This is a genomic window from Bradyrhizobium sp. LHD-71, assembly GCF_031157255.1.
Classification (GTDB): domain Bacteria; phylum Pseudomonadota; class Alphaproteobacteria; order Rhizobiales; family Xanthobacteraceae; genus P52-10.
In genome coordinates this window covers 286,847-308,442 of record NZ_JAVIFX010000004.1, presented here as the reverse complement: position 1 = coordinate 308,442, position 21,596 = coordinate 286,847, and the positions used below count along the sequence as shown (strand labels likewise).

The 21,596-nt window shown below is 63.3% G+C and carries 24 protein-coding genes and 1 other RNA gene; 9 read left to right on the top strand and 16 right to left on the bottom strand.

Translation table 11 applies throughout. The features are described from left to right. Positions 1 to 152: 152 nt before the first annotated feature. Positions 153 to 1,088: an NAD(+) diphosphatase gene (nudC, locus tag RCO31_RS06060; protein WP_308967332.1), complete on the bottom strand. Its 936-nt coding sequence runs from the start codon at positions 1,086 to 1,088 to the stop codon at positions 153 to 155. A 1-nt stretch (position 1,089) separates the two neighbouring features. After that, positions 1,090 to 1,518 carry an HIT family protein gene (locus tag RCO31_RS06055; RefSeq protein WP_308967331.1) on the bottom strand — a complete coding sequence of 143 codons (429 nt, stop codon included), beginning with the start codon at positions 1,516 to 1,518 and terminating at the stop codon, positions 1,090 to 1,092. 91 nt (positions 1,519 to 1,609) lie between these two features. On the opposite strand from RCO31_RS06055, the gene ffs reads away from it, so the two are divergent. The 5 genes from ffs to RCO31_RS06030 all read left to right on the top strand — a co-directional run bounded on the left by ffs (position 1,610) and on the right by RCO31_RS06030 (position 5,508). Continuing rightward, an RNA gene (gene ffs / locus RCO31_RS06050) (signal recognition particle sRNA small type) lies at positions 1,610 to 1,706 on the top strand. A gap of 269 nt (positions 1,707 to 1,975) precedes the next feature. Beyond that, the gene (locus RCO31_RS06045) at positions 1,976 to 3,799 is read left to right on the top strand and encodes a DNA polymerase III subunit gamma/tau (protein ID WP_308967330.1); all 1,824 of its coding nucleotides are present in this window, start codon (positions 1,976 to 1,978) and stop codon (positions 3,797 to 3,799) included. 339 nt (positions 3,800 to 4,138) lie between these two features. After that, a complete protein-coding gene (locus RCO31_RS06040) occupies positions 4,139 to 4,459 on the top strand; it encodes a YbaB/EbfC family nucleoid-associated protein (protein ID WP_308967329.1) in 321 nt (106 codons plus the stop codon). Then, positions 4,459 to 5,064 carry a recombination mediator RecR gene (gene recR, locus RCO31_RS06035; protein ID WP_308967328.1) on the top strand — a complete coding sequence of 202 codons (606 nt, stop codon included), beginning with the start codon at positions 4,459 to 4,461 and terminating at the stop codon, positions 5,062 to 5,064. The genes RCO31_RS06040 and recR overlap by 1 nt, the downstream gene beginning before the upstream one ends. A gap of 42 nt (positions 5,065 to 5,106) precedes the next feature. Beyond that, complete coding sequence (locus RCO31_RS06030; RefSeq protein ID WP_308967327.1) at positions 5,107 to 5,508, top strand: hypothetical protein; 402 nt, start codon at positions 5,107 to 5,109, stop codon at positions 5,506 to 5,508. A 159-nt stretch (positions 5,509 to 5,667) separates the two neighbouring features. Here RCO31_RS06030 and RCO31_RS06025 read toward each other — a convergent pair whose 3' ends face one another. Beyond that, positions 5,668 to 7,038, bottom strand: a complete 1,371-nt coding sequence (locus RCO31_RS06025) for an MFS transporter (RefSeq protein WP_308967326.1) — start codon at positions 7,036 to 7,038, stop codon at positions 5,668 to 5,670. 142 nt (positions 7,039 to 7,180) lie between these two features. Next, positions 7,181 to 8,377, bottom strand: a complete 1,197-nt coding sequence (locus RCO31_RS06020; protein ID WP_308967325.1) for a DNA recombination protein RmuC — start codon at positions 8,375 to 8,377, stop codon at positions 7,181 to 7,183. 193 nt (positions 8,378 to 8,570) lie between these two features. Between RCO31_RS06020 and RCO31_RS06015 the strand changes: the two genes are divergently transcribed. The 4 genes from RCO31_RS06015 to truA all read left to right on the top strand — a co-directional run bounded on the left by RCO31_RS06015 (position 8,571) and on the right by truA (position 11,445). Then, complete coding sequence (locus tag RCO31_RS06015) at positions 8,571 to 9,083, top strand: peptide deformylase (RefSeq protein ID WP_308967411.1); 513 nt, start codon at positions 8,571 to 8,573, stop codon at positions 9,081 to 9,083. Positions 9,084 to 9,276: 193 nt separating this feature from the next. Next, positions 9,277 to 10,209 (top strand): methionyl-tRNA formyltransferase, encoded by a 933-nt coding sequence (gene fmt, locus RCO31_RS06010; protein ID WP_308967324.1) that lies wholly within the window; start codon positions 9,277 to 9,279, stop codon positions 10,207 to 10,209. Next, positions 10,206 to 10,703 carry an N-acetyltransferase gene (locus RCO31_RS06005; protein ID WP_308967323.1) on the top strand — a complete coding sequence of 166 codons (498 nt, stop codon included), beginning with the start codon at positions 10,206 to 10,208 and terminating at the stop codon, positions 10,701 to 10,703. Before fmt ends, RCO31_RS06005 begins: the two co-directional genes overlap by 4 nt. A gap of 4 nt (positions 10,704 to 10,707) precedes the next feature. Next, a complete protein-coding gene (gene truA, locus RCO31_RS06000) occupies positions 10,708 to 11,445 on the top strand; it encodes a tRNA pseudouridine(38-40) synthase TruA (RefSeq protein ID WP_308967322.1) in 738 nt (245 codons plus the stop codon). A 133-nt stretch (positions 11,446 to 11,578) separates the two neighbouring features. Here truA and RCO31_RS05995 read toward each other — a convergent pair whose 3' ends face one another. From RCO31_RS05995 to rpmH, 12 genes are all read right to left on the bottom strand, one after another. Further along, the gene (locus RCO31_RS05995) at positions 11,579 to 12,136 is read right to left on the bottom strand and encodes a 5'-methylthioadenosine nucleosidase (RefSeq protein ID WP_308967321.1); all 558 of its coding nucleotides are present in this window, start codon (positions 12,134 to 12,136) and stop codon (positions 11,579 to 11,581) included. After that, the gene (gene dapE / locus RCO31_RS05990) at positions 12,133 to 13,287 is read right to left on the bottom strand and encodes a succinyl-diaminopimelate desuccinylase (RefSeq protein ID WP_308967320.1); all 1,155 of its coding nucleotides are present in this window, start codon (positions 13,285 to 13,287) and stop codon (positions 12,133 to 12,135) included. The genes RCO31_RS05995 and dapE overlap by 4 nt, the downstream gene beginning before the upstream one ends. Before the next feature lie 54 nt (positions 13,288 to 13,341). Beyond that, positions 13,342 to 13,812 (bottom strand): DUF805 domain-containing protein, encoded by a 471-nt coding sequence (locus RCO31_RS05985; protein WP_308967319.1) that lies wholly within the window; start codon positions 13,810 to 13,812, stop codon positions 13,342 to 13,344. 109 nt (positions 13,813 to 13,921) lie between these two features. After that, on the bottom strand, positions 13,922 to 14,371 hold the full coding sequence (locus RCO31_RS05980) for a DUF805 domain-containing protein (protein WP_308967318.1): 450 nt from the start codon (positions 14,369 to 14,371) through the stop codon (positions 13,922 to 13,924). Positions 14,372 to 14,478: 107 nt separating this feature from the next. After that, positions 14,479 to 15,324: a 2,3,4,5-tetrahydropyridine-2,6-dicarboxylate N-succinyltransferase gene (dapD, locus tag RCO31_RS05975; protein ID WP_308967317.1), complete on the bottom strand. Its 846-nt coding sequence runs from the start codon at positions 15,322 to 15,324 to the stop codon at positions 14,479 to 14,481. A 287-nt stretch (positions 15,325 to 15,611) separates the two neighbouring features. Continuing rightward, positions 15,612 to 16,307, bottom strand: coding sequence for a pyrimidine 5'-nucleotidase (locus RCO31_RS05970; RefSeq protein WP_308967316.1), 696 nt, complete (start codon positions 16,305 to 16,307; stop codon positions 15,612 to 15,614). Beyond that, positions 16,304 to 17,356 carry a DUF1036 domain-containing protein gene (locus tag RCO31_RS05965; protein ID WP_374991428.1) on the bottom strand — a complete coding sequence of 351 codons (1,053 nt, stop codon included), beginning with the start codon at positions 17,354 to 17,356 and terminating at the stop codon, positions 16,304 to 16,306. Before RCO31_RS05965 ends, RCO31_RS05970 begins: the two co-directional genes overlap by 4 nt. Further along, on the bottom strand, positions 17,353 to 18,243 hold the full coding sequence (gene argB / locus RCO31_RS05960) for an acetylglutamate kinase (protein WP_308967409.1): 891 nt from the start codon (positions 18,241 to 18,243) through the stop codon (positions 17,353 to 17,355). Before argB ends, RCO31_RS05965 begins: the two co-directional genes overlap by 4 nt. A 110-nt stretch (positions 18,244 to 18,353) precedes the next feature. Beyond that, positions 18,354 to 19,007 (bottom strand): ribosome biogenesis GTP-binding protein YihA/YsxC, encoded by a 654-nt coding sequence (yihA, locus tag RCO31_RS05955; RefSeq protein ID WP_308967315.1) that lies wholly within the window; start codon positions 19,005 to 19,007, stop codon positions 18,354 to 18,356. A 66-nt stretch (positions 19,008 to 19,073) separates the two neighbouring features. Continuing rightward, positions 19,074 to 21,023 (bottom strand): membrane protein insertase YidC, encoded by a 1,950-nt coding sequence (yidC, locus tag RCO31_RS05950; protein ID WP_308967314.1) that lies wholly within the window; start codon positions 21,021 to 21,023, stop codon positions 19,074 to 19,076. A 12-nt stretch (positions 21,024 to 21,035) separates the two neighbouring features. After that, positions 21,036 to 21,392: a ribonuclease P protein component gene (rnpA, locus tag RCO31_RS05945; RefSeq protein ID WP_308967313.1), complete on the bottom strand. Its 357-nt coding sequence runs from the start codon at positions 21,390 to 21,392 to the stop codon at positions 21,036 to 21,038. A 22-nt stretch (positions 21,393 to 21,414) separates the two neighbouring features. Then, entirely contained in the window at positions 21,415 to 21,549 is a 135-nt protein-coding gene (rpmH, locus tag RCO31_RS05940) for a 50S ribosomal protein L34 (RefSeq protein ID WP_308967312.1), read from the bottom strand. Between the last annotated feature and the right edge of the window lie 47 nt (positions 21,550 to 21,596).

Sequence of the window (21,596 nt, the reverse complement as noted above, 5' to 3'; positions counted from 1 at the left end):
AATGAAGACAACCGCTTTGCATGCGCGCGGTTCCGCTTCCTGCGAAGCGGCTACTTACTTCATGATGCTGCCGGCTTCCTCCTGGTTCTAACCTTCGCAGACGAGCTCGCCGCAAAACCAAGCGAACGTTAGAACCGGGCACCGGCTCGTCATCAAGAGCCGAACGCCCAGTGCCCCAGAAGGTGATGCGCGATGGCAATGCCGTTGGGGCTGCGATAGCCTTCCGGATGCGTATCCTTGAACATCGCAAGCACCTCGTCTCGCGTGAACCAACGCGCGTCTTCAAGCTCGGCATGATCGACCTTGAGCTCGGTGGTGACCGCCCGCGCAGTGCAGCCGATCATCAGCGAGTAGGGATAGGGCCACGGCTGCGCCTTGTAGTACGTCACGTCGGTGCACTCGACACCGGACTCTTCGCGGATCTCCCGACAGACTGCATCCTCGATCGTTTCCGCTGGTTCCACGAAGCCGGCGAGGCACGACCACATTCCCTTCAGGAACTGCTTCTGGCGTCCGAGCAGGCAGCGGTCACCGTCCGTGACCAGCATGATCACCACCGGGTCGGTGCGCGGAAAGTGCTCCGTCTTGCAGTTCGGGCATTCACGCTTCCAGCCGCCATGCGCCATCTGCGAGCGCGCGCCGCAGTTCGAGCAGAAGCCGTGGCGCTGGTGAAAATGCACCAGTGACTTGGCGACTGCGACAGCGGCGAGTTCCGAGGGCGGCACCGTGCCCTGGCTTGCCAGGCTGCGCAGGGGTTCGACGATTACGTCGTTGCGGCCCGCGAGCTTCTCCGCCACCTGCTGCGCGATGCCCATGCCGAAATACGGGGCGCCGTCGCGCATGCCGATGAAGATCGTGCCCGGGTTGGCGCCAAAGCCGAGCGCCTCCTTCATCGTCAGTGCGGCGCGGACGTCGTCCCCGTCCTGCTTCAGCAACAGTGAATCGCGATGGATCACGTAGGCGCGGCTGTTCGCTTTGCTCTCCAGCGCAAAGAGCTTCTCGGCGTCGTCGCGCAGGTGCGCCGCGCGATCGATGGGATTGATAAGGAAGCCGAACTCACCGAGTGGAAAAAGCGTTTCTTGAGACATCTCACCCCAACCAGATTTTCTTTCTTATGGCACTGATGAACAGCTTCAGCTCTTCAGGATCGTGATCGACCGGCGGCACCGCGCCCCAGACCGGGCGCGGCCAGGCCGCATCGGTCGTGCGCCGGGCGATGACATGCACATGCAGTTGCGGCACGACATTGCCAAGTGCGGCGATATTCAGCTTGTCGCATTTCGTGATCTCGCGCAGCGCCCGTGCCACCCGGGTGGTCTCGGTCATCAACTGTGCCTGTTCCACCTCGTCAAGGTCGAGGATTTCGGCGACCTCGTTTCGCCGCGGCACGAGCAGCAGCCAGGGGTAGTTCGCGTCCTGGATGACCAGCACCCGGCACAGCGGCAGGTCGCCCAGATTGACGGTGTCTCGCGCAAGCTGTGGATGAAGTGCCCAGGCAGAAGGAGTCGAAGGGAACATGAACGATACCAGTGACATAGTCTGACACCAGCGTAGCAGAAGCGCGGGCGTCGCGCTTGCTTTCTGCACCGGTTGGCCCCAAATAGAGCCGGGAGATTGGCAGTGGACGAGCCACTCGCCAACCGGGTCAGGTCCGGAAGGAAGCAGCCCTAACGAGCTCCGGTTCGGGTCGCTCGTCAGTCTCCCACCTTATTTCGAGGCTCGCCATGGCGGCCGCCGGAATCGTCGCCGGAGGCGCAACATAGTGCGCTGAATTTGACGTTCGTACCACCCTTGACGCGAGTCCTGCGTACGAACGTCAAATCCAAAAAGCGCACTAGCATTATAGGGTTGCTAGTGTCCTTCTCGGTTCTAACGTTCGCCGGAGGAGGTTGCCGCAACGTGATGCGAACGTTAGAACCGGGACACTAGCTATTCCGGCAGCGCCGTCCTGAAAGAGATGATCGCGGATCGCCCGATGACTGACCCCGGCAACGCCGCGAGCACCGATCAGAATCAAACCGGTTTCGACCTCGGAGCGTCAGCCCCGGCGGGTTATCGTGTGCTGGCGCGCAAATACCGCCCGGCCAGCTTCGACGATCTGATCGGGCAGGACGCCATGGTGCGGACCGTCTCGAATGCGTTCGAGACCGGGCGTATCCCGCAAGCCTGGATTTTGACCGGCGTCCGCGGGGTCGGCAAGACGACGACAGCGCGAATCTTAGCGCGCGCGCTGAATTACGAATTGCCTGACGGCTCGGTGACGGGGCCGACCATCAGGATGCCGACGCTCGGCCGGCACTGCCAGGCGATCATGGAAAGCCGGCATCTGGACGTGTTGGAGATGGACGCTGCCTCGCACACCGGCGTCGGCGATGTCCGCCAGATCACCGATGGTGTGAACTACGCGCCTGCGAGCGCCCGGTACAAGGTTTATATCATCGACGAAGTGCACATGCTCTCGACCGCGGCCTTCAACGCGTTCCTGAAGACGCTGGAAGAGCCGCCGCCGCACGCGAAATTCATCTTCGCCACAACCGAAATCCGCAAAGTTCCGATCACGGTGCTCTCACGCTGCCAGCGCTTCGACCTGCGCCGCGTTGATGCCGATGTTTTGATCGCCAACCTTTCCAGCATTGCCGCCAAGGAGAAAGTCGAGGCCGAGCCGGAGGCGCTGCGGATGATCGCGCGCGCCGCGGAAGGTTCCGTGCGCGATTCGCTGTCGCTGTTCGATCAGGCGATCGCCCATGCCGCCGGCATGGTGCGCGCAGACGATGTCCGGCAAATGCTTGGGCTCGCCGACCGCACGCGGGTCATCGAGCTGTTCGCGGCGCTTGCGAGCGGCGATATCGAAGCGGCGTTTCGTGAATTTCGCGACCAGTACGATATCGGCGCCGATCCGATCGTGATCTTGAGCGATCTTGCCGAGTTCGTGAATTTCGTCACCCGCGTGAAGGTTGCCCCTGCGACTGCCGAAAGCGGCGCCTATGGCGAGACTGAACGGCTGCGGGGGCGGGACTTCGCGGCGAAGCTGTCGATGCGAGTGCTGTCGCGGATGTGGCAGATGCTGCTCAAAGGCATCGCCGAGACGCAGGCCGCGACCCGGCCGGTGATGGCTGCGGAAATGGTGCTCGTGCGCATCGCTTACGCCGCCGACCTGCCGACGCCGGACGAGGCGCTTCGCGCGATCGACACTGGCGGCCCATCCGCGTCAACGAACGGCACCGACGCGGGTGCCACCAGGAGTGCGGCGCCGTCCGCGCGCATGGAAGCGGCAGCCCCGCCTGTGCGGGCCTCGTTCTCGGCCGCGCCTGCGCGCGCCGGGCTTGAGGCGTTCGCCGCGCGGCAACAGGCTGAGCCGCGGGCCGAGCAGCAATCTGCGCCGCAGCTTCGCCTGTCGACGTTTCCCGAGATTGTGGCGCTCGCTGCGGAAAAGCGCGATATTTCGATCAAGGCGGCGCTCGAGAATGACGTACGGCTGGTGCGCGTCGAGGATGGGCGACTGGAAGTGGCGCTGGAGGCGAACGCCTCGCGAGCGCTGGTCAACGACCTGTCGCGCAAGCTGGAGCAATGGACCGGCCGCCGGTGGACGGTGATCGTTTCGAATGCACCTGCCCAGCCGACCTTGCGCGCGCAGGCGCAGGCGCAACAGAACGAGCTTGAAAATGCAGTGCAAGCCGATCCGCGCGTGCAGGACGTGATGGCGAAATGGCCAGGCGCAAAGCTCGAGGTGGTACGCCGCGTGCCGCAGTCCCAGGCCAACGCCGACGTGCCCGAGCCTCCGGCCGACGACGAGGATTAGAGCATTTTCCGGAAAGGCGGATATCGGTTTTCCGCAGAAGATGCGATGAACGAATCTAGTGTCCCGAATCCGAAGTTCGCCATACTTTGCAGCGAGTTCAGAGCGAACTTCGGATTCGGGACACTAGCGAGTTTATGATTTTAGTGTCGTCTATGGATCAGAAATTCGCACGATGGACTCGCGGCAACGATGGTGCGAATTTCTGATCCACGACACTAGAGCGCTTTCGAATTCAAGCTAACGAGAAAGCGATCTAGGCGCTTTTCTTTATAAGGTGGTCACCGTTTTTGCGACAGGAGCACGCGCGAGTTATAAGGCGCGATGGAGTGAGGATCTCTAATGGCTGACTTTCTCGGCATGATGAAGCAGGCGGCGGAGCTGCAGTCGAAGATGAAGGCGCTGCAGGAGGAACTCGATCATGTTGAGGTCGAGGGGCTTGCCGGCGGTGGCCTCGTCTCGGTGCGCATGACGGCGAAGATGGACGTCAAGGCCGTCAAGATCGACGCCTCGCTGATGAAGCCGGAGGAGCGCGAGATCGTCGAAGACCTGGTGGTCACGGCGCTGGGCGACGCCAAGCGCAAGGCGGAAGCGGCGATGCAGGAGAAGATGTCGGCGCTGACCGGCGGCTTGAAGCTGCCGCCGGGATTTGGGCTTGGCTGATGCCGTCTGCCGTTGCCGGACCTGAGATCGAGCGGCTGATTCAGCTGCTCGCGCGGCTGCCCGGACTTGGACCGCGTTCGGCACGGCGCGCGGTGCTGCATCTGATCAAGAAGCGCGACGCGCTGATGACGCCGCTGTCGTCGGCGCTGCAGGTGGCGATCGACAAGGTGCAGGTCTGCAAGACCTGCGGCAACATCGACACCCAGAATCCCTGTACGGTCTGCACCGACCCGCGGCGCGACCAGTCGACCATCGTCGTTGTTGCCGATGTCGCCGATCTTTGGGCGCTGGAGCGGGCGAATGCCAGCAGCGGGCTTTACCACGTGCTCGGCGGCACGCTCTCGCCGCTGGACGGCGTCGGACCGCAGGATCTGACCATCGACGCATTGGTGGCGCGCGCTCATGACGATCGCGTGAGCGAAATCATCCTGGCCCTGAACGCGACTGTGGATGGTCAAACAACCGCCCACTACATCACCGATCTGTTGCAGGACGCGAACGTAAAGGTGACGCGGCTTGCACATGGCGTGCCGGTCGGCGGCGAACTCGACTATCTCGACGAGGGGACGCTGGCTGCGGCCGTGCGGCAGCGCACCCTGTTCTAAGCGGACTTCGAAACTGAACCGAGAACCAGTGCTGAAATGACGATGAGGAATACCTGGCTGCCGGCGATGGCCTTGTGCCTTTGCGCGGCGGCGATGCCGATCCACGATGCATTTGCGCAGAGGGGAAGACCCAAGCCGATCAGGAACGGAGAGGTGCTGTCGGGCGAGCTGCGCCTCATGCGCTCAAGAGCAAATGGCAAGCGAATCAGCACATATCAGGTCGTGATCACCGAAGGCCGCCGCATTCCGGGTCCCGACGGACTTTGCAATCTCGAGACGGGGCCCGAGACGTTCCAGATCATCACCCATGACGATACCGATGTGATCCGGCTGAAGCCGTACATCGGCAAGACCATTTCTATCAAGGCGAACGAGATGGAGTGCGCCACGCGCGTGGAGCAGGTGAGCGATGCACTCGTCTCCAAGTGGAGCATCGTGCAGTAGGCCCGTCATTGCTTGGTGCACGTCGGTAGCCCGCATGAGCGAAGCGATATGCGGGGATGCTTGCTGCTAGCCGTTCGAAGAACGGCGTCGCTTCGCTCGCCATAGCCGTTCGAAGAACGGCGTCGCTTCGCTCGCCTATGGCTACGGGAAAACAATCGACTACACCTTTACCGTCAGCGACGCGAAGTGATCGCGACGCTGCAGCCACGCCAGTAGCAGCAGGCTTGGGATCGCGACCAGCGCGCTGATGCCGAAGAACAGCGTCCAGCCGGTCGACTGCGCGATGAAGCCAGCGCCCGACGAGAGATAGGTGCGCCCGACCGCGGAGAGTGCGGCGAGCAGCGCATACTGCGTGGCAGTGTGCAGTGGGTTGTTGCAGAGCGCTGAAAGGTACGCGACGAAGATCACCGTGCCGATCGCGCCGGTGAAGTTCTCAGCGGTGATCGCCGCAGCGAGCGCCCATTGATTGACCGGTGTCGTCGCCAGCCACGCGAACACGAGATTCGACAGCGCCTGGATGATTCCGGAAAACCACAGACAGGCTGGCAGCGACCAGGCGCGGGCGATGAAACCGCCGGCGAAGCCGCCGATCAGTGTTGCGGCAAGGCCGACGCCCTTGACGATCGCCGCATAATCGTTCCGCGTATAGCCGAGATCGATCACAAACGGCGCGGTCATCGTTCCGGAGAATGCGTCGGTGAACTTGAACAGGACCACGAAAGCGAGCACCGCGATGGCGTCTTTTCGGGTGAGGAATTCACTGAAGGCGCCGACCGCGGCCGTGATCACCCGCTTGCCCGGATTCTCGCCTTTCGTTTCCTCGAGCGCCTCACGCGAGCGTTCTGGTTCGGTCGCGAGAATGGCGGCGATCATGCCGATGCCGACCAGTGCCGCCATCGCCACATAGCCCCAGGTCCAGGCGGTGGATTTGCCGATGCCGGTGCTCTCGAAATAGCTGACCAGAAACAGTGCGCCCGCGGTCGAGATCAATATGCCGACGCGGTAGGCTGCGACGTAAGCGGCCATGCCGGCCGCCTGTTCGTTTTCGGGCAGGCTTTCGACACGAAACGCGTCGACCACCGTGTCCTGCGTCGCCGATGCGGTCGCGACCAGAAGTGCACCGAGCGCGACATAGAATGGTGACCGTGCAGGATCGGTCAGCGCCAGCAGCAGGATCGCTCCGATCAGCAGCAGTTGCGAGAACACCAGCCAGCCGCGGCGCCGGCCGAGAAGACGCGACAGGATCGGCACGTTCAACGCGTCGATCAGTGGCGCCCAGAGAAACTTGATCGTGTATGGCGTGCCGACGAGTGCGAACAGGCCGATGGTGCCGAGATCGACGCCGGATTCGCGCATCCAGACGAGGAGCGTCGAGCCCGAGAGCGCCAGCGGAAGCCCGCATGAGAGCCCAAGGAACAGCACGATCAGCACGCGCGGCTGCAGGTAGACGGCCGCCGCCTCGCTCCAGGTGGCGGTGCGGGCGGCGGGCTTAGAGGTCGCGGCGGAAGCTTCGGCTTCGGATGCGGTCATGGGGCCGTTGGTAGCAGATTCCAGAAATTAATCACGGCCTTCAGTGGAGGCTAAGCGCGGCTCCGTAGCGTTGTTTCATTGTGTGTCGCTGAACACGTTCCGGCGAAGCCAAGCGCGCCTTGTGGCGTCCCGGAATGACGCATCACTGCCCCGCTTGCAACTTGCGGATCGGCGCCGTGAACAATTCCGGCCGCGCGGATGCGGTTCCATCCGTCACGGCCTTGTCGAAGTCGAGATCCTCGATCCTCGATGCCCGCTTGTCGATCTTGTCGGCGGAAATCAGGATTTGCCGGACGTCCTCGTTCGCCTGGCCGAAATGCTGCTGCAGCTTGAGCACGCGCTCGCGCAGGCGCGAAAGGTCGTCGGTCATGCTGACCACTTCGGTGCGGATCTGGTCCGCCGCCTCGCGCATCCGCGCGTCCTTCAGAATCTGCTGCATCACCTGGATCGCCAGCATCAGTAGCGATGGCGACACCAGCACCACGCGCGCGCGATAAGCCTTCTGCACCACGTCATCGAAGCCGTCGTGGATTTCGGCGTAGACCGACTCCGAGGGCACGAACAGGAGGGCCATCTCCTGCGTCTCGCCTGAGATCAGATACTTCTGCGCAATATCGCTCACATGCCGCAGCATGTCCTGCCGCACCCGTTGCGTCGCGCTCTTCTTCTCCTCGGCGCTGCGGGCGTCGCGCAACGCCGTCACGGCCTCGAGCGGAAATTTCGCATCGATGCAGAGCGGCCGCTGATCCGGCAGGAAGACCACACAATCAGGGCGTTTGTTGTTGGACAGCGTGAACTGGAATTCGTAGGCGCCCTTGGGCAACCCATCCTGCACGATCGCTTCCATCCGCGCCTGGCCGAACGCGCCGCGTGCCTGCTTGTTGGCGAGCACGTCGCGCAGGGTCGTCACCTGCGTCGTGAGGTCGGTGAGGTTCTTGTGCGCGTTATCGATCACCGCCAGCCGCTCATGCAGGTGCCGCAGTGAGTCCATGGTGTTGCGGGTCGACTGCTCCATCGACTGGCCGACCCGCTGGGTGACGGCGTCGAGCCGTTCGTTCATCGCCCGCGCCATGTCGGACTGCCGGCCGGCAAGCGCTTCGCCCATCGCCTGCATCCGCCCCGAGGCCTCCGCCTGGGCGTGCAGCATGTCGGCAAGGCGTTCCTCCAGTTCGTCGGCACGGATCGCCTGCGCCATGGTGGCCGCCTCGCTGCGCCGCGATCCGCGCGCCAGCACGACCGCAATGACCACCAGCAAAAGCAGCACGAGGCCGGCGAACGCCGACAACGCGACGCCGGTACTGACGGCGATGTCGCCGACGATGAAGAGGATTTCGAACATCGGGCGTTTGTAGCCGATTCGCTGCGACGAGGCGAACGAATGGAGAACGAACCCCTGATTTCGGTGAAGGCCGTTTTAACAAACGCGGTTAACGAGGCGTCAACAGATAAGGTGAATGAATCGTCACCGCTGCGGCCGGTCGGCGGTATCCGACTGATTGACCGCGACATTCCGCCAGACTACATCGCCCGATATGGCGATTCGCGACATCATTATCCTGCCGGACAAGCAGCTCCGCCTCGTCTCCAAGCCTGTCGAGAAGGTGACGGCGGAGGTGCGCAAGCTTGCCGATGACATGTTTGAGACGATGTATGACGCGCCGGGCATCGGCCTGGCGGCGATCCAGATCGGGGTTCCGCAGCGGCTGATCACCATGGATCTCGCGAAGAAGGAGGGCCCGCCCAATCCGCGGGTCTTCATCAATCCGGAGATCCTGTGGTCGTCGGAAGAGAAGGGGTCCTACGAGGAGGGCTGTCTATCGATTCCGGAGTATTACGAGGAGGTCGAGCGGCCCGCGAAGGTGCGCGTGCGATTTACCGATCTCGATGGAAAGGTGCATGAGGAGGAGGCGGAAGGGCTGTTTGCGACCTGCATCCAGCACGAGATCGACCATCTCAACGGTGTGCTGTTCGTCGACTATCTGTCGAAGCTGAAGCGCGACCGGGTGATGAAGAAGTTCATGAAGGCCGCAAAGCGCGCGGAGTAATTCCCTTCACTCGTGCGCTGGATTTGACGTTCGTGCCACCTTTGCCGCGAGTCCTGCGTACGAACGTCGAATCCATAAAGCGCACTAGTTTCATAAAGTTGGTAGTGTTCCTCTTGGTTCTAACGTTCGCAGACGAGGTCGCCGCAAAGTGATGCGAACGCTAGAATCGGGACACTAAAGATCGGCTGACCACATGCCGCTTCGACTGATCTTCATGGGTACGCCGGACTTCGCGGTGCCGACGCTGCTGGCGCTTCACGCTCAGGGGCACCAGATCGTCGCCGTTTATTCGCGCGCGCCAAAGCCTGCGGGCCGCGGCATGAAAGAGCAACTGACACCGGTCGATCGCGAAGCGCAGCGGCTCGGCCTGCCTGTGCTGACACCGAAGACGCTGAAGACCGCTGAGGCCGCGGCCGCGTTTCGCGCGCATCAGGCCGATGCGGCCGTCGTCGTCGCCTACGGTTTGATCCTGCCGCAGACGATCCTCGACGGCACGCGGCTCGGCTGCTTCAATCTGCATGCGTCGCTGTTGCCGCGCTGGCGCGGCGCGGCGCCGATCAACCGGGCGATCATGGCGGGCGACGATGAGAGCGGTGTCATGGTCATGAAGATGGATGCCGGCCTGGACACCGGCGACGTGGCCATGGTCGAGCGCGTGGCGCTCACCGATGGCATGACTGCAAGCGATCTGCATGATGCGCTGGCGAAGGTCGGCGCGGGGTTGATGGTTCGCGCCATGACGGCGCTTGAGCAGGGCCAACTGACGCTGACGCCGCAAGCCGCGGACGGCGTGACCTATGCGGCCAAGATCGACAAGAACGAGGCGCGCATCGATTGGACGCGACCGGCGCGCGAGGTGCTGCGCCATTGCCACGGTCTCTCGCCGTTTCCAGGCGCCTGGAGCGAGATCGACATCGACGGTCAACCGGCGCGGCTGAAAATCCTCCGCTGCGAACTTGCAGGCAGCCGTGGTACGCCGGGTGAGCTCATCGACGGCAACCTTGCGGTCGCCTGCGGCGACGGCGCAATTCGCATTCTTGAGCTGCAGCGCGCGGGCAGCAAGCCGATGCCGGCTGAAGTCTTTCTGCGCGGCACGCGGCTCGCGGCCGGAGACCGGATGCGATGATCATCCGCCCGGAGACGCCGGACGATGTTGCAGCGATCGGCGAAGTCGTGACGGCTGCATTCGGGCAGCCGATGGAGGCCGAGCTTGTGGCGAGGTTGCGCAGCGATGGCGACCTGACGCTCTCGCTCGTGGCTGAGGACGAAGGTGCGATCGCCGGTCACGTGGCGTTCTCGCGGCTATGGATCGAGGATGCGCGCGGGCGAGCGCCAGGCATCAGCCTTGCGCCAGTCGCTGTTCTGCCGGTGCAGCAGCGCAAGGGTGTCGGGCGGGCGCTGATCGGGGCCGGGCATCTGCGCCTGAAAGCGCTTGGCGAGACAATTGTCTTCGTGCTCGGCGATCCAGATTACTACAAACGCTTCGGGTTTTCCCGTGAGGCCGCCGAAGCCTTCCGCTGCGCTTACCAGGGCGACTACCTGCAGGCGCTGCAGCTGTCGCCAGACGCGCCGACGGCGGGCGAGGTGATCTACGCGCCGGCGTTTGCGGCGGTGGGGTGATCTGGTGCCGCGCTACAAGCTCACCATCGAGTATGACGGCGCGCCATTTCGCGGCTGGCAGGTGCAGGACAGCGGACTGACGGTGCAGGGCGTGCTCGAGCAGGCGGCGAAGGCGCTGAGCGGCGAGGACGTGCGTGTGCACGGCGCAGGCCGCACCGACGCCGGCGTGCACGCCCGAGGACAGGTCGCGCACGTTGATTTCGTGAAGGCGTACCGCACCGATCAGGTGCGCGACGCCATGAACGCGCATTTGCGGCCGCACCCGGTAGGCATCCTCAGCGCCGAGCGCGTTACGGATAATTTCGAGGCCCGCTTCTCGGCGATCAAGCGCCATTATCTCTATCGCATCATCAATCGACGGGCTGACCTCGCGCTTGATCTCGGCCACGCCTGGCGCGTGCCGCGGCTGCTCGATACCGACAAGATGCATCGCGCCGCACAGCAGCTCATCGGCAAGCACGATTTCACCACCTTCCGCGCCGCCGAATGCCAGGCGAAATCTGCGGAGAAGACGCTCGACCAGCTTGATGTGGTGCGCGACGGCGATCATGTGAACGTTGTGACGTCGGCGCGCTCGTTCCTGCACAATCAGGTACGCTCGATCGTTGGCTCGCTGATGTGGGTCGGCGAAGGGCGCTGGAGCGAAGCGGATCTGAAACGTGCGCTGGATGCGAAGGACCGTACCGCGTGCGGCCCGGTCGCGCCGCCGGACGGGCTCTATCTGATGCGCGTGGATTATTGAGCGTCGTCATTGCGAGGAGCGGAGCGACGAAGCAATCAGTACTGCGGTTGCGACTACTGCCGCACTGGATTGCCGCGCCGCTTCGCGGCTCGCAATGACGAATTGGCTGAGCCGCCTACGCTCGCAATGACGGTTACAAAATCTCGCGCAGCTTCTCCCAGAACAACGCTTCGCCCTTCGCGACATTTTCCTGCCAGTGGTCGGCGGCATTGCTGTCGGCAAAATCGCTGATGAATTTGAACGCGCGCCAGTCGACGGCGTGCTTGTGGCAGACGTGGGCGATCGCGAACAATTCCATATCGACTACGTGGACACCATTGGCGGCCAGCCAGGGGTCCCCCGCAGTGACGAAGCTGTCACCGGTCCCGCAGGTGATCGTGCCGAAGCCGGTTTCCAGCGCCAGGGGATCGTCGGAGAAAGGCGTCACGCCGCGCGGCGCGATCGGCTCGGCGACCATGTCGCGCTGAATGACGCGGGCGACCTCGAGCAGGCCGTGCAAGCCTTCGGCAATGCCGCCGGCGGTGCCGTAATTGACGACCAGTGACGGCCGGGACGCGAGAAGCGCGCCGGTGGTGATGCTTGCGGCGTTGACCTTGCCGACACCCGTGTAGATGACGTCGACGCCTTTCGGTGCGCGCGCTGGCGAGAGCTCGTTCCTCAACGCGGCGAGAACCAGTACCCTGCCAGTCATGTGAAGTAGCGATCCAGCACGCCGCGATAAATCTTCGTCAGCCGTTCGAGATCGTTGACGGCGACGCGCTCGTCGACCTGATGCATGGTTTGTCCGACCAGGCCGAACTCCAGCACCGGGCAATAGCGCGAGATGAAGCGCGCATCGGAGGTGCCGCCGCCGGTGTTGAGGTCCGGTTTGCGGCCGGTCACCTGTTGGATCGCCTCGACCACGAGGTCGGTGAACGGTCCGGGCTTGGTGATGAACACGTTCGAATTGGACGGCTCCCATTCGATGCGCTGTCGGATGCGGTTGCCGGCTGCCTTGGCGGCGCGCCCCTCGACCAGCTCTTTCAGTGAGTCTTCCGTGTGCTGATCGTTGTAGCGGATGTTGAACCGCGCGCGGGCCTGTGCCGGAATCACGTTCCAGGCCTTGTTGCCGACGTCGATCGACACGAACTCGAGGTTCGAGGCCTGGAAATGCGCGTTGCCGTTGTCGAGCGGCTCGGCGTCGATCGCAGTGATGAGGGTGGCGATGTCCGGCAGCGGATTGGCTGTGCGATGCGGATAGGCGACGTGACCCTGCGTGCCGTCGACGATCAGCGTGCCGGAGAGCGATCCGCGGCGGCCGACCTTGATGCAGTCGCCGAGCTCCTCGACGTTGCTCGGTTCGCCCAGGATGCAGTGATCGAACTTCTCGCCGCGCTCGGCAGCCCACTTCAACAGCTTGATCGTGCCATTGACGGCGACGTCTTCCTCATCACCGGTGATGAGAAAAGAGATCGAGCCGTTCGGCTTGCCGCCATTTGCGGCGAGATAGTCGAGCACGGCTGCAACCGAGCAGGCGATGCCACCCTTCATGTCGACCGTGCCGCGGCCGTACAGCAGGCCGTCCTTCACCTCACCGGCAAATGGCGCCAGCGTCCAGGCCGTTTCGTCGCCGGGCGGAACCACATCGGTATGTCCTGCGAACACGAGGTGCGGCGCCGCGGTGCCGATCCGCGCATAAAGGTTGTCGATATCAGCAGCGCCTGGCTCGGAGAACGTTACCCGATGCAGCTCGAAGCCCGCGTCGCCGAGCAGGCGCTCCAGCACGCCAAGCGCGCCGGCATCGGCAGGGGTGACGGACGGGCAGCGGACCAGGTCCTGGAGGATGGAAAGGCTGTTGGTCATTCCGGTTCGCTTACCATGGCGCGAATGCGTCGCGCCAGACCTCCCGCGATTGCCTCACGCCCTCTCCGGCTCCGGGTCCTCGCCGTGATCGTTCGGTCCGACAGTGCCGCGCATCAGGCCTAGTTCGAGGAAATACCAGAGCGCGATGCCGGTGCCGGCAAGGATGAATAGCTCGTCCAGCCAGGTCTGTGTCAACGGGTCGCCGGTGATTCGAACCAGATCGAGCAGCGACTTGACGGCGGCGACGCCGGCGCCGGCGGCCGCGCAAATCAGTGGTCGCGCACGATCGTTGAAGCGCTTCGCCGCAAGATTGTAGCCGAAATAGATGGTGGCGAGCTCGAAAGGGAAGCCGACCAGTCGACCAAGGAAGGTCTGGACCAGGCTCGCGCCGAGAGCAGACCACAGCACGATGAAGACGAGAATGCTCCAGGCGACCAGTGCGCCGACGCCGATCCAGAAAGTCTTGCGTGAGATCCGTCCCTTTGACGACAGGAAGAGATCGGCCAGATTCTCGACCATGTCCATCGTTTGCATCCCGTGCGCGATTCCCTGGTCTGAGAGTAGGCGAACGGGACGGCCTGGAAAACGGCCGCGCGCCGAGCACGCGGGGGCTGTTCACAGGATCGGTGGACCGTCACGCCGCAGCTTCAGGAGGCAGCGGATCAGGCCCGTATGCGTTCGGTCCCGTCGTTCCCTTGAGACAACCCAGCTCGACAAAGCCCCATAGCGAGATGGCGAAACCGACGGCCGCGAGTAGGAGGCCTCCCGGGTTGTCCGTAACCGAACTGACGCCGTTGAGAACGCTAGGCACGAGATAGAACAGCAAAAGCCACCAACCAGATTTTTCGCGGTCGTGCAGTCGCTTGATGGCCGTTGCCACGCCGATCCAGATGCAAAATGCCATCAGAGCGAGACAGACGACCACGGCAGCCAGAAAACCTGTGTCTCCCTCCAGCGTGCCGGTGAGAATGATGGCAATGGTCATGGCGACAATCGCCGTGATGAAGGTGATCAACACGACGAGCCAGTATTTCGCTCGGTTGATCCGGCCGTCGAACCTGAAGAGGAGTGACTGCCAATCCATGGTCTGCCCCAAATAGGATGAGTGGGGCAGACTCGCCGTGGGCGGCGTAAATGGCAAGCGACATGTCAGCACGCCATGCCATCTTTAGTATGCGTGATGTGGCTGCGTCAGTCCCGCAGCAATTCGTTGATGCTGGTCTTCGAACGGGTCCGTTCGTCCACAGTCTTGACGATCACCGCGCAGGAGAGTGACGGACCAGGCGAGCCGTCCGGCAGCGGCTTGCCGGGCAAGGCGCCGGGCACCACCACCGAATATTCCGGCACTTCGCCCATGTAGATCTTGCCCGTCGCCCGGTCGACAATCTTGGTGGACTGGCCGAGAAACACGCCCATGCCGAGCACGGCGCCCTTGCGGACGATCACGCCTTCGGCGACCTCGGAGCGCGCGCCGATGAAGCAGTCGTCCTCGATGATCACAGGTTCGGCCTGCAACGGCTCCAGCACGCCGCCGATGCCGACGCCGCCTGAGATGTGCACGCGCTTGCCGACCTGGGCGCAGGAGCCGACCGTCGACCAGGTGTCGACCATCGTGCCTTCATCAACATAGGCGCCGAGATTGACGAAGGAGGGCATCAGCACGACGTTGCGGGCGATGAACGCCGAGCGTCGCACCACCGCACCCGGTACTGCGCGAAAGCCTGCGTCGCGGAAGCGGTTCGCTCCCCAGCCGTCGAACTTCGACGGCACCTTGTCCCACCAGGTGGCCTGGCCGGGGCCGCCGGGGATCACGTCCATGTCGTTCAGGCGGAACGACAGCAGCACCGCTTTCTTCAGCCACTGATGCACCGTCCATTTGCCGTCCGCGTGCCGTTCGGCCACGCGCGCCTCGCCCTTGTCCATCAGTTCGAGCGCAGCATCGACCGCATCGCGCACTTCGCCCCTGGTGGAGGTCGAGACGGCGTCACGCGCCTCGAAGGCGTTGTTGACTGCGGATTCCAGAGCGGAGGTGGACATCGAGATTCCTTCGATCATGACGGGAGCCTTGGCTTTTTCGGCAACGAGGCGCGGAGAGTCAAGCCGCGCCGTCATTGAATGAATAGCCGAAAGAACGGCGTCGTTTTGCCTGCAGCGGCCGGGCTAGTGTCCCGAATCCGAAGTTCGCCGTACTTTGTAGCGAGCTCAGAGCGAACTTCGGATTCGATCAGGACCCTAGCAAGTTTATGATTCTAGTGTCGTTTATGGATCAGAAATTCGCACGATGGACTCGCGGCAACGATGGCGCGAATTTCTGATCCACGACACTAGCGAATGATGCTGGCCAAAAACCCCGTCAGGTCGTCCGTGACGTGATCGACGAACGGGGCGTCGCGACCCTCCATCTCCCAGGGCTGGCGTCCCGCCGCGCTGTCCGCCGGGGGTGTCACCAGCACCGTCGTCATTCCGGAACGGTGCGGTACCTCGAGATTGCGCGCGAGGTCCTCAAACATTGCTGCGCGCGAAGGATCGATGCCGAAGCGGGCGAAAAACCGCTCGTAGGTCTGGCGCGACGGCTTCGGCTCGAACTCGGCCTCGATGATGCCGAACACGTCCTCGAAATGCGGGTTGATTTCGAGCCGGTTGAGCACTGCGGCCGCGTGCTCGCGCGTGCCGTTGGTGAGGATCAGCTTGCGTCCGGGCAATTCGGCGATCGCCGCGCCAAGCGCCGGATCGGGTTCGAGCGGCGAGTGATCGATGTCGTGCACATAGCGCAGGTAATCGTGAGCATCCATGCCATACTCGGTCATCATGCCGCGCATAGTCGTCCCAAAGCGCTTGTACAGTTCCTTCTGGACTGCGAACGCTTCGTCGGGTGGCAGCGCGAGAAACCGCGCGACGTAGTCGCGGATCCGCACATCGACCTGCTGCCACAGGTTGATGTGACGCGGGTAAAGCGTGTTGTCGAGGTCGAAGACCCATGTGTCGACATGCGTAAAGTGGCGCGTGGATGTTTGGTTCATGGCATTTTCAACCTCAGCGTTCGGCCTTCGCCGCCGCCGGCGCCGATCTCGCCGAAGCCGGTGGATGCGAAGCCGCGCGACGCACAGTCGCCCTGTTCATTGGTCTCGAATTTGGTGTCACGCGTGCAGAGGGTCGTCGGCCCGCCCCAGACCAGAGGCTTGCCGGAGAAGCGCACGCCGCGCCCGTCCGGGTCGACGGCCTCGACAAAACTGAAGATCCGCTTTGGCTGGCCTGCGATATCCGGATGCAGGCACTTGCCGGGTTCGATGCGATACCAGCCGCGCGTGGTGATCGCCTTGCCGTCGTCGGCCCCGATTGCTGCCATCACCCGATGCGGCGTGTCGTTGCACCAGGTCAGGCCGTGCGTCGAAGGCATCTGCACGGCGGCGATCATTGTTTCGAAGAAAGTCGGTGCGACGGTCGCGTCCGCGGCCAGGTTGCGGTCGCGCAGAAACTTCGCCAGCGCGTTCTGGGTCTTCGGTCCATCGACGCCATCGATCGGCGCCGCGTCATAGCCGGCGATCACGAGCAGGCGCTGGATTGCCGCAAGCCGCGCCTGCTCATCGTCATACTCGGCGCCTTCGGCAAGATAGGCCACCATGTGGCCGTCGTCGTTCTGCGAAGGCTTCACCTCGGCGAAGGCCACCGGTGTCTGTCCGCTGCGGCAGTCGCGGGCCGCGGCGATCACGAAATTGGCCTGCGAGATGCAGAGCATGTCGGAGCCGCTTTGGGCGACAGGGGACGCGCCATAGACCGCGAGCGCGCGGGCATGCAGCAGCAGCCGGTCCACGCTGATGTCGCCTTGCGCGACGACGCGGCACTGTGCCGGATCGATGCGGAACCAGCCGCGTGTCGCCGTCGCGCCTTTGTCGTCGATGCCGATAGCGGCCTCGACCACGTAGCTCATACGATTGCAGAGCTTCAGATCGGCAGCGGCGCGATCGGGGCCTGCTGTGATGAAAACAACTGCGGCGATGCAGGACGAGAGACCGGTGCGGAAACGACGCCCGGCGATGGCGGCGCGAATGCTCGTCGTCCCTGCGATCACTTGTGAATGAGCGTGCCGATGCCGTGATTGGTGAACAGTTCGAGCAGCACCGCATGCGGTGTCTTGCCGTCGATGATGACCACGCCCTCGACGCCCTGATCGAGCGCATAGATGCAGGTCTCCACCTTCGGAATCATGCCGCCGGAGATCGTGCCGTCGGCGATCAGCCGCCGCGCGTCCTTTACCGACAGATCCGGAATGAGCTTCTTCGACTTGTCGAGCACGCCGGGAACATCGGTGAGCAGCAGCAGCCGTTTTGCCTTTAGCGCGCCGGCGACGGCGCCGGCGAAGGTGTCGGCGTTGACGTTGAACGTCTCGCTGGTCGTCGAGGCGGCGAGTGGCGCCAGCACCGGTATGAGTTCGTAGCCGATCAATTGGTTGAGCAGGGTGAGATCGACCTTGGTCGGCTCGCCCACAAAGCCGAGATCGACGATCTTCTCGATGTTGGAATCGGGATCGATCATGGTGCGCGTCGCCTTCTCGGCCAGCACCATGTTGCCGTCCTTGCCGCACAGGCCGACGGCTTTGCCGCCTGCCTCGTTGATGTAGCCGACGATCTGCTTGTTGATCGATCCCGCTAGCACCATCTCGACGATCTCGATGGTTGCCGCGTCGGTGATGCGCAGGCCTTGCGCGAACTCCGACTTGATGCCGAGCCGCTTCAGCATCGACGCGATCTGCGGGCCGCCGCCATGTACCACCACCGGATTGATGGCCGTCTGCTCGAGCAGCACGATATCGCGGGCGAACTGGCGGGCGAGACCCTCTTCGCCCATGGCGTGCCCGCCATACTTGATGACGATGGTCTCCTCGTCATAGCGCTGCATGTGCGGCAGCGCTTCGGAGAGGATGCGGGCCTGATTCTGGGGGCTGATGTCGTCGGTCATGAAGGCGGATTCCATGGCGAATTCCGTTTCGCTTCTAACCGATGATGTGTAGCAGCGCAAAGCGGCCGTCAGCGTATCGGACCGTCCGGAGATGCAAGGCCGACTGGGGCCTACCCTCGCTCGGCGAGGAGCTGCATTACGGCGGCCCGCAATTCCGGCATGCCCGCGCCGGTCCTGGATGACGTGGCGACGACGGCAGGGAAGGCGGCCGGGTGCTTTGCGAGCGCTGCGGTCGTTTCAGCGATCCGGCGCTCGAGCTCGGCCTGTTTCACCTGGTCGGCCTTGGTCAGGACGATCTGGTAGCTGACGGCGGCGCGATCGAAAGTCTTCAGCACGTCCAGATCGACGTCCTTGAATCCATGACGGCTGTCGATCAGCACATAGACCCGGCCGAGATTGGCGCGTCCTTGCAGGAAGCTATGGATCAGGTCGGTCCAGGCGGCGATTTTCGCTTTGGGTGCCGAGGCGTAGCCGTAGCCGGGCATGTCGACCAGCCTCAGGCCCGCCTGCGCCGGCCCCTGGAAAAAGATCAGCTCCTGCGTCCGGCCGGGCGTGTGCGAGGTGCGCGCCAGCGCATTACGGCCGGTCAGAGCGTTGATCAGGCTGGACTTGCCGACATTGGAGCGCCCGGCGAAGGCGATCTCGAGGCCGGCGGCCATAGGCGGCAACGCGTCCAGCGAGCCGGCAGCGGCGATGAACTCCCAGTCGCCTGCGAAGACACGGCGGCCCTGTTCGATGAAGTCGGCAGCGAGATCGGCCGGCATGGAATGCAGCACCCAACGTTGGGCCGGCTATGACGCAGAATCCCGGCTATGACTGAGAATGGACGCTCAGGCCTTCGACTTGGCAGCCTTGTCCTTCTCTGAAGGCTTATTGTCCTGCTTGACCGAAGGCTTGGACGAATCCGCTGTCTGGTCGCCCTTGCTCGAAACGAACGTCGACTTGATGTTGTCGAACAGTTCGATCTTCGCGCCGTTCTTCTTCATGATGATGCCTTGCTGGATCACCGACAGCAGGTTGTTCCACGCCCAGTAGATCACGAGACCGGCCGGGAAGGACGCCAGCATGAAGGTGAAGATCAACGGCATCCAGTCGAAGATCATCTTCTGCGTCGGGTCCGGCGGCGCAGGGTTGAGCTTCATCTGTACCCACATCGTGATGCCCATGATGATCGGCCAGATGCCGAGCACCAGGAAGTGGCCGAACATCGGGACGGTCGTCGGATCAAACGGAATCAAGCCGAACAGGTTGAAGATGTTGGTCGGATCAGGCGCCGACAGGTCCTTGATCCAGCCGAAGAACGGCGCGTGCCGCATCTCGATGGTGACGAACAGCACCTTGTAGAGCGCGAAGAACACCGGAATCTGGATCAGGATCGGCAGACAGCCGGCGACCGGATTGATCTTCTCGCGCTTGTACAGCGCCATCATTTCCTGCTGCTGCTTCTGCTTGTCGTCCGGGTAGCGTTCGCGCAGCGCCATCATCTCCGGCTGGATGTTCTTCATCTTCGCCATCGACGCGTAGGACTTGTTGGCGAGCGGGAAGAAGATCAGCTTGATCAGCACCGTGACGAGCAGGATCGCGACGCCGAAGTTGCCGACCAGACGGAACAGGTAGTCGATCGCCCAGAACATCGGCTTGGTGATGAAGTAGAACCAGCCCCAGTCGATCAGCAGCTCGAAACGGTTGAGGTGGAGCTTTTTGTCGTAGGCGTCGATCAGCGGCGTTTCCTTGGCGCCGGCAAACAGTCGCGCTTCGGCCCTCCCGTTCGCGCCGGGCGCAATGGTCTGAGCATCCAGCAGATAGTCGGCCTGATAAGTCTTCGATTGCCCGGACGGCGTCGACGAGAAGCGTGCCTGCAGTGAGAGTGAGGGATCCGGCAACAGCGTCGCCGCCCAGTATTTATCGGTGATGCCGAGCCAGCCGTTGGTGACCTTGAAGGATTCCGACTTCTTCTCGTCGATGCTCTTATAGGTGAATTCCTGCAGGCCCTTGTCGCCGAGCACGCCGATCATGCCTTCGTGCAGGATGTAGAAGCCTTCGACATGGGGCGTCCCATGGCGCGAGATCAGCGCAAAGGGGTAGAGCGTGATCGGCGCCGATCCGTTGTTCTTCACGTCGTCCTTGACCGTGAAGAGGTAGTTCTCGTCGATCGAAATGGTGCGGCGGAACAGCAAGCCCTCGCCATTGTCATAGGTGAGCGTCACCGGCGTCGCGACCGTGAGCGCGTTGGTGCCTTCCTGCTTCCAGTCGGTCGAGGCATCCGGAAGCTTCACGTTCGCGCCGCTCGCGCCGATCCAGCCGAACTCGGCGTAATAGGGATTAGGCGCACCGGATGGCGAGAACAGAGTGATCGCCGGCGACTTCGGGTCCACCGTGACGCGATACTGCGTCAGCGAGACGTCGTCGACGCGGCCGCCCTTCAGCGCGATGCTTCCGGAGACTCTCGGCGTGTCGATCTTCACGCGTGGCGAGCTGGCGAGCGCCGCATCGCGGGTAAGGGGAAGCGCCGCGCGCGGCTGCTGCCCTGGAGCGGGGACCGATGCAGCGCCGTCGGGCGCTGCCGGAGCTGGTGTGCCGCCGGCCTGCGGCGCAGGCGTGCCGGGCGCAGGCGTACCGGGCGTCTGTGCGCCAGGTGTTTGCGTCTGCTGGGCCTGCTGCTGCGCCTTCTGGGCGGCCTGTTGCCTCTCCATCTGCGGCGCGACGAAGAAATACTGCCAGCTGATTAGCACCATGCCGGAAAGGATGACGGCGAGGATAGTGTTGCGGTGATCGTTCATCGCCTTGTCCGGTTATCCTGCCGAGGCAGTCGTGCGCCTTGCGAGCTGCGCATCGAGCCGCTTCAGCGCGGATTTGAGGTCATCGAGCATTGTATCGAAGCTTCGTCCAAGCGCTGCGCGTCGCCCGACAAGCACATAATCGCAGTGCGGCCGCATAAAAGGGGAACCGTTGCGTTTGACCAGCTCGCGCAGGCGCCGCCGCACGCGATTGCGCTCCACCGCCGAGCCGACCTTCCTCGAAACGGTGAAGCCGACGCGCGCCGGTCCCGCATCGGTGCGGTTGCGGACCTGGACCACAAACGCGGGAACCGCGACGCGCGCACCTGCGGCAGCGGCGAGGAAATCAGCCCGCTGCCTCAGTCGTTCCATCTGAAAAGGGGCCTTGTTCGGGTCAGGCGCTCAGGCGCTTGCGACCGCGGGCACGTCGGGCAGCGAGAACCTTGCGGCCGCCGGCGGTCGCAAGACGCGCACGAAAACCGTGACGGCGCTTGCGCACCAGTTTGCTGGGTTGAAAAGTCCGCTTCACGGTCGTACTCCGGTGGCCGGGCAAAAAGCCTAGAAAGTGGGATTAAG

Bases quoted from the DNA above. Each gene is read 5' to 3' on its own strand.
- RCO31_RS05985 (WP_308967319.1), bottom strand. From the start codon at position 13,812: ATGGACATGGTCGAGAATCTGGCCGATCTCTTCCTGTCGTCAAAGGGA.
- RCO31_RS06045 (WP_308967330.1), top strand. From the start codon at position 1,976: ATGACTGACCCCGGCAACGCCGCGAGCACCGATCAGAATCAAACCGGT.
- RCO31_RS06020 (WP_308967325.1), bottom strand. From the start codon at position 8,377: ATGTTCGAAATCCTCTTCATCGTCGGCGACATCGCCGTCAGTACCGGC.
- RCO31_RS06040 (WP_308967329.1), top strand. From the start codon at position 4,139: ATGGCTGACTTTCTCGGCATGATGAAGCAGGCGGCGGAGCTGCAGTCG.
- rnpA (WP_308967313.1), bottom strand. From the start codon at position 21,392: ATGGAACGACTGAGGCAGCGGGCTGATTTCCTCGCCGCTGCCGCAGGT.
- dapE (WP_308967320.1), bottom strand. From the start codon at position 13,287: ATGACCAACAGCCTTTCCATCCTCCAGGACCTGGTCCGCTGCCCGTCC.
- RCO31_RS05995 (WP_308967321.1), bottom strand. From the start codon at position 12,136: ATGACTGGCAGGGTACTGGTTCTCGCCGCGTTGAGGAACGAGCTCTCG.
- nudC (WP_308967332.1), bottom strand. From the start codon at position 1,088: ATGTCTCAAGAAACGCTTTTTCCACTCGGTGAGTTCGGCTTCCTTATC.
- RCO31_RS06015 (WP_308967411.1), top strand. From the start codon at position 8,571: ATGGCGATTCGCGACATCATTATCCTGCCGGACAAGCAGCTCCGCCTC.
- yihA (WP_308967315.1), bottom strand. From the start codon at position 19,007: ATGCCGGCCGATCTCGCTGCCGACTTCATCGAACAGGGCCGCCGTGTC.
- recR (WP_308967328.1), top strand. From the start codon at position 4,459: ATGCCGTCTGCCGTTGCCGGACCTGAGATCGAGCGGCTGATTCAGCTG.
- yidC (WP_308967314.1), bottom strand. From the start codon at position 21,023: ATGAACGATCACCGCAACACTATCCTCGCCGTCATCCTTTCCGGCATG.
- RCO31_RS05980 (WP_308967318.1), bottom strand. From the start codon at position 14,371: ATGGATTGGCAGTCACTCCTCTTCAGGTTCGACGGCCGGATCAACCGA.
- RCO31_RS05970 (WP_308967316.1), bottom strand. From the start codon at position 16,307: ATGAACCAAACATCCACGCGCCACTTTACGCATGTCGACACATGGGTC.
- RCO31_RS06005 (WP_308967323.1), top strand. From the start codon at position 10,206: ATGATCATCCGCCCGGAGACGCCGGACGATGTTGCAGCGATCGGCGAA.
- fmt (WP_308967324.1), top strand. From the start codon at position 9,277: ATGCCGCTTCGACTGATCTTCATGGGTACGCCGGACTTCGCGGTGCCG.
- RCO31_RS06055 (WP_308967331.1), bottom strand. From the start codon at position 1,518: ATGTTCCCTTCGACTCCTTCTGCCTGGGCACTTCATCCACAGCTTGCG.
- RCO31_RS06030 (WP_308967327.1), top strand. From the start codon at position 5,107: ATGAGGAATACCTGGCTGCCGGCGATGGCCTTGTGCCTTTGCGCGGCG.
- RCO31_RS06025 (WP_308967326.1), bottom strand. From the start codon at position 7,038: ATGACCGCATCCGAAGCCGAAGCTTCCGCCGCGACCTCTAAGCCCGCC.
- argB (WP_308967409.1), bottom strand. From the start codon at position 18,243: ATGACCGACGACATCAGCCCCCAGAATCAGGCCCGCATCCTCTCCGAA.
- dapD (WP_308967317.1), bottom strand. From the start codon at position 15,324: ATGTCCACCTCCGCTCTGGAATCCGCAGTCAACAACGCCTTCGAGGCG.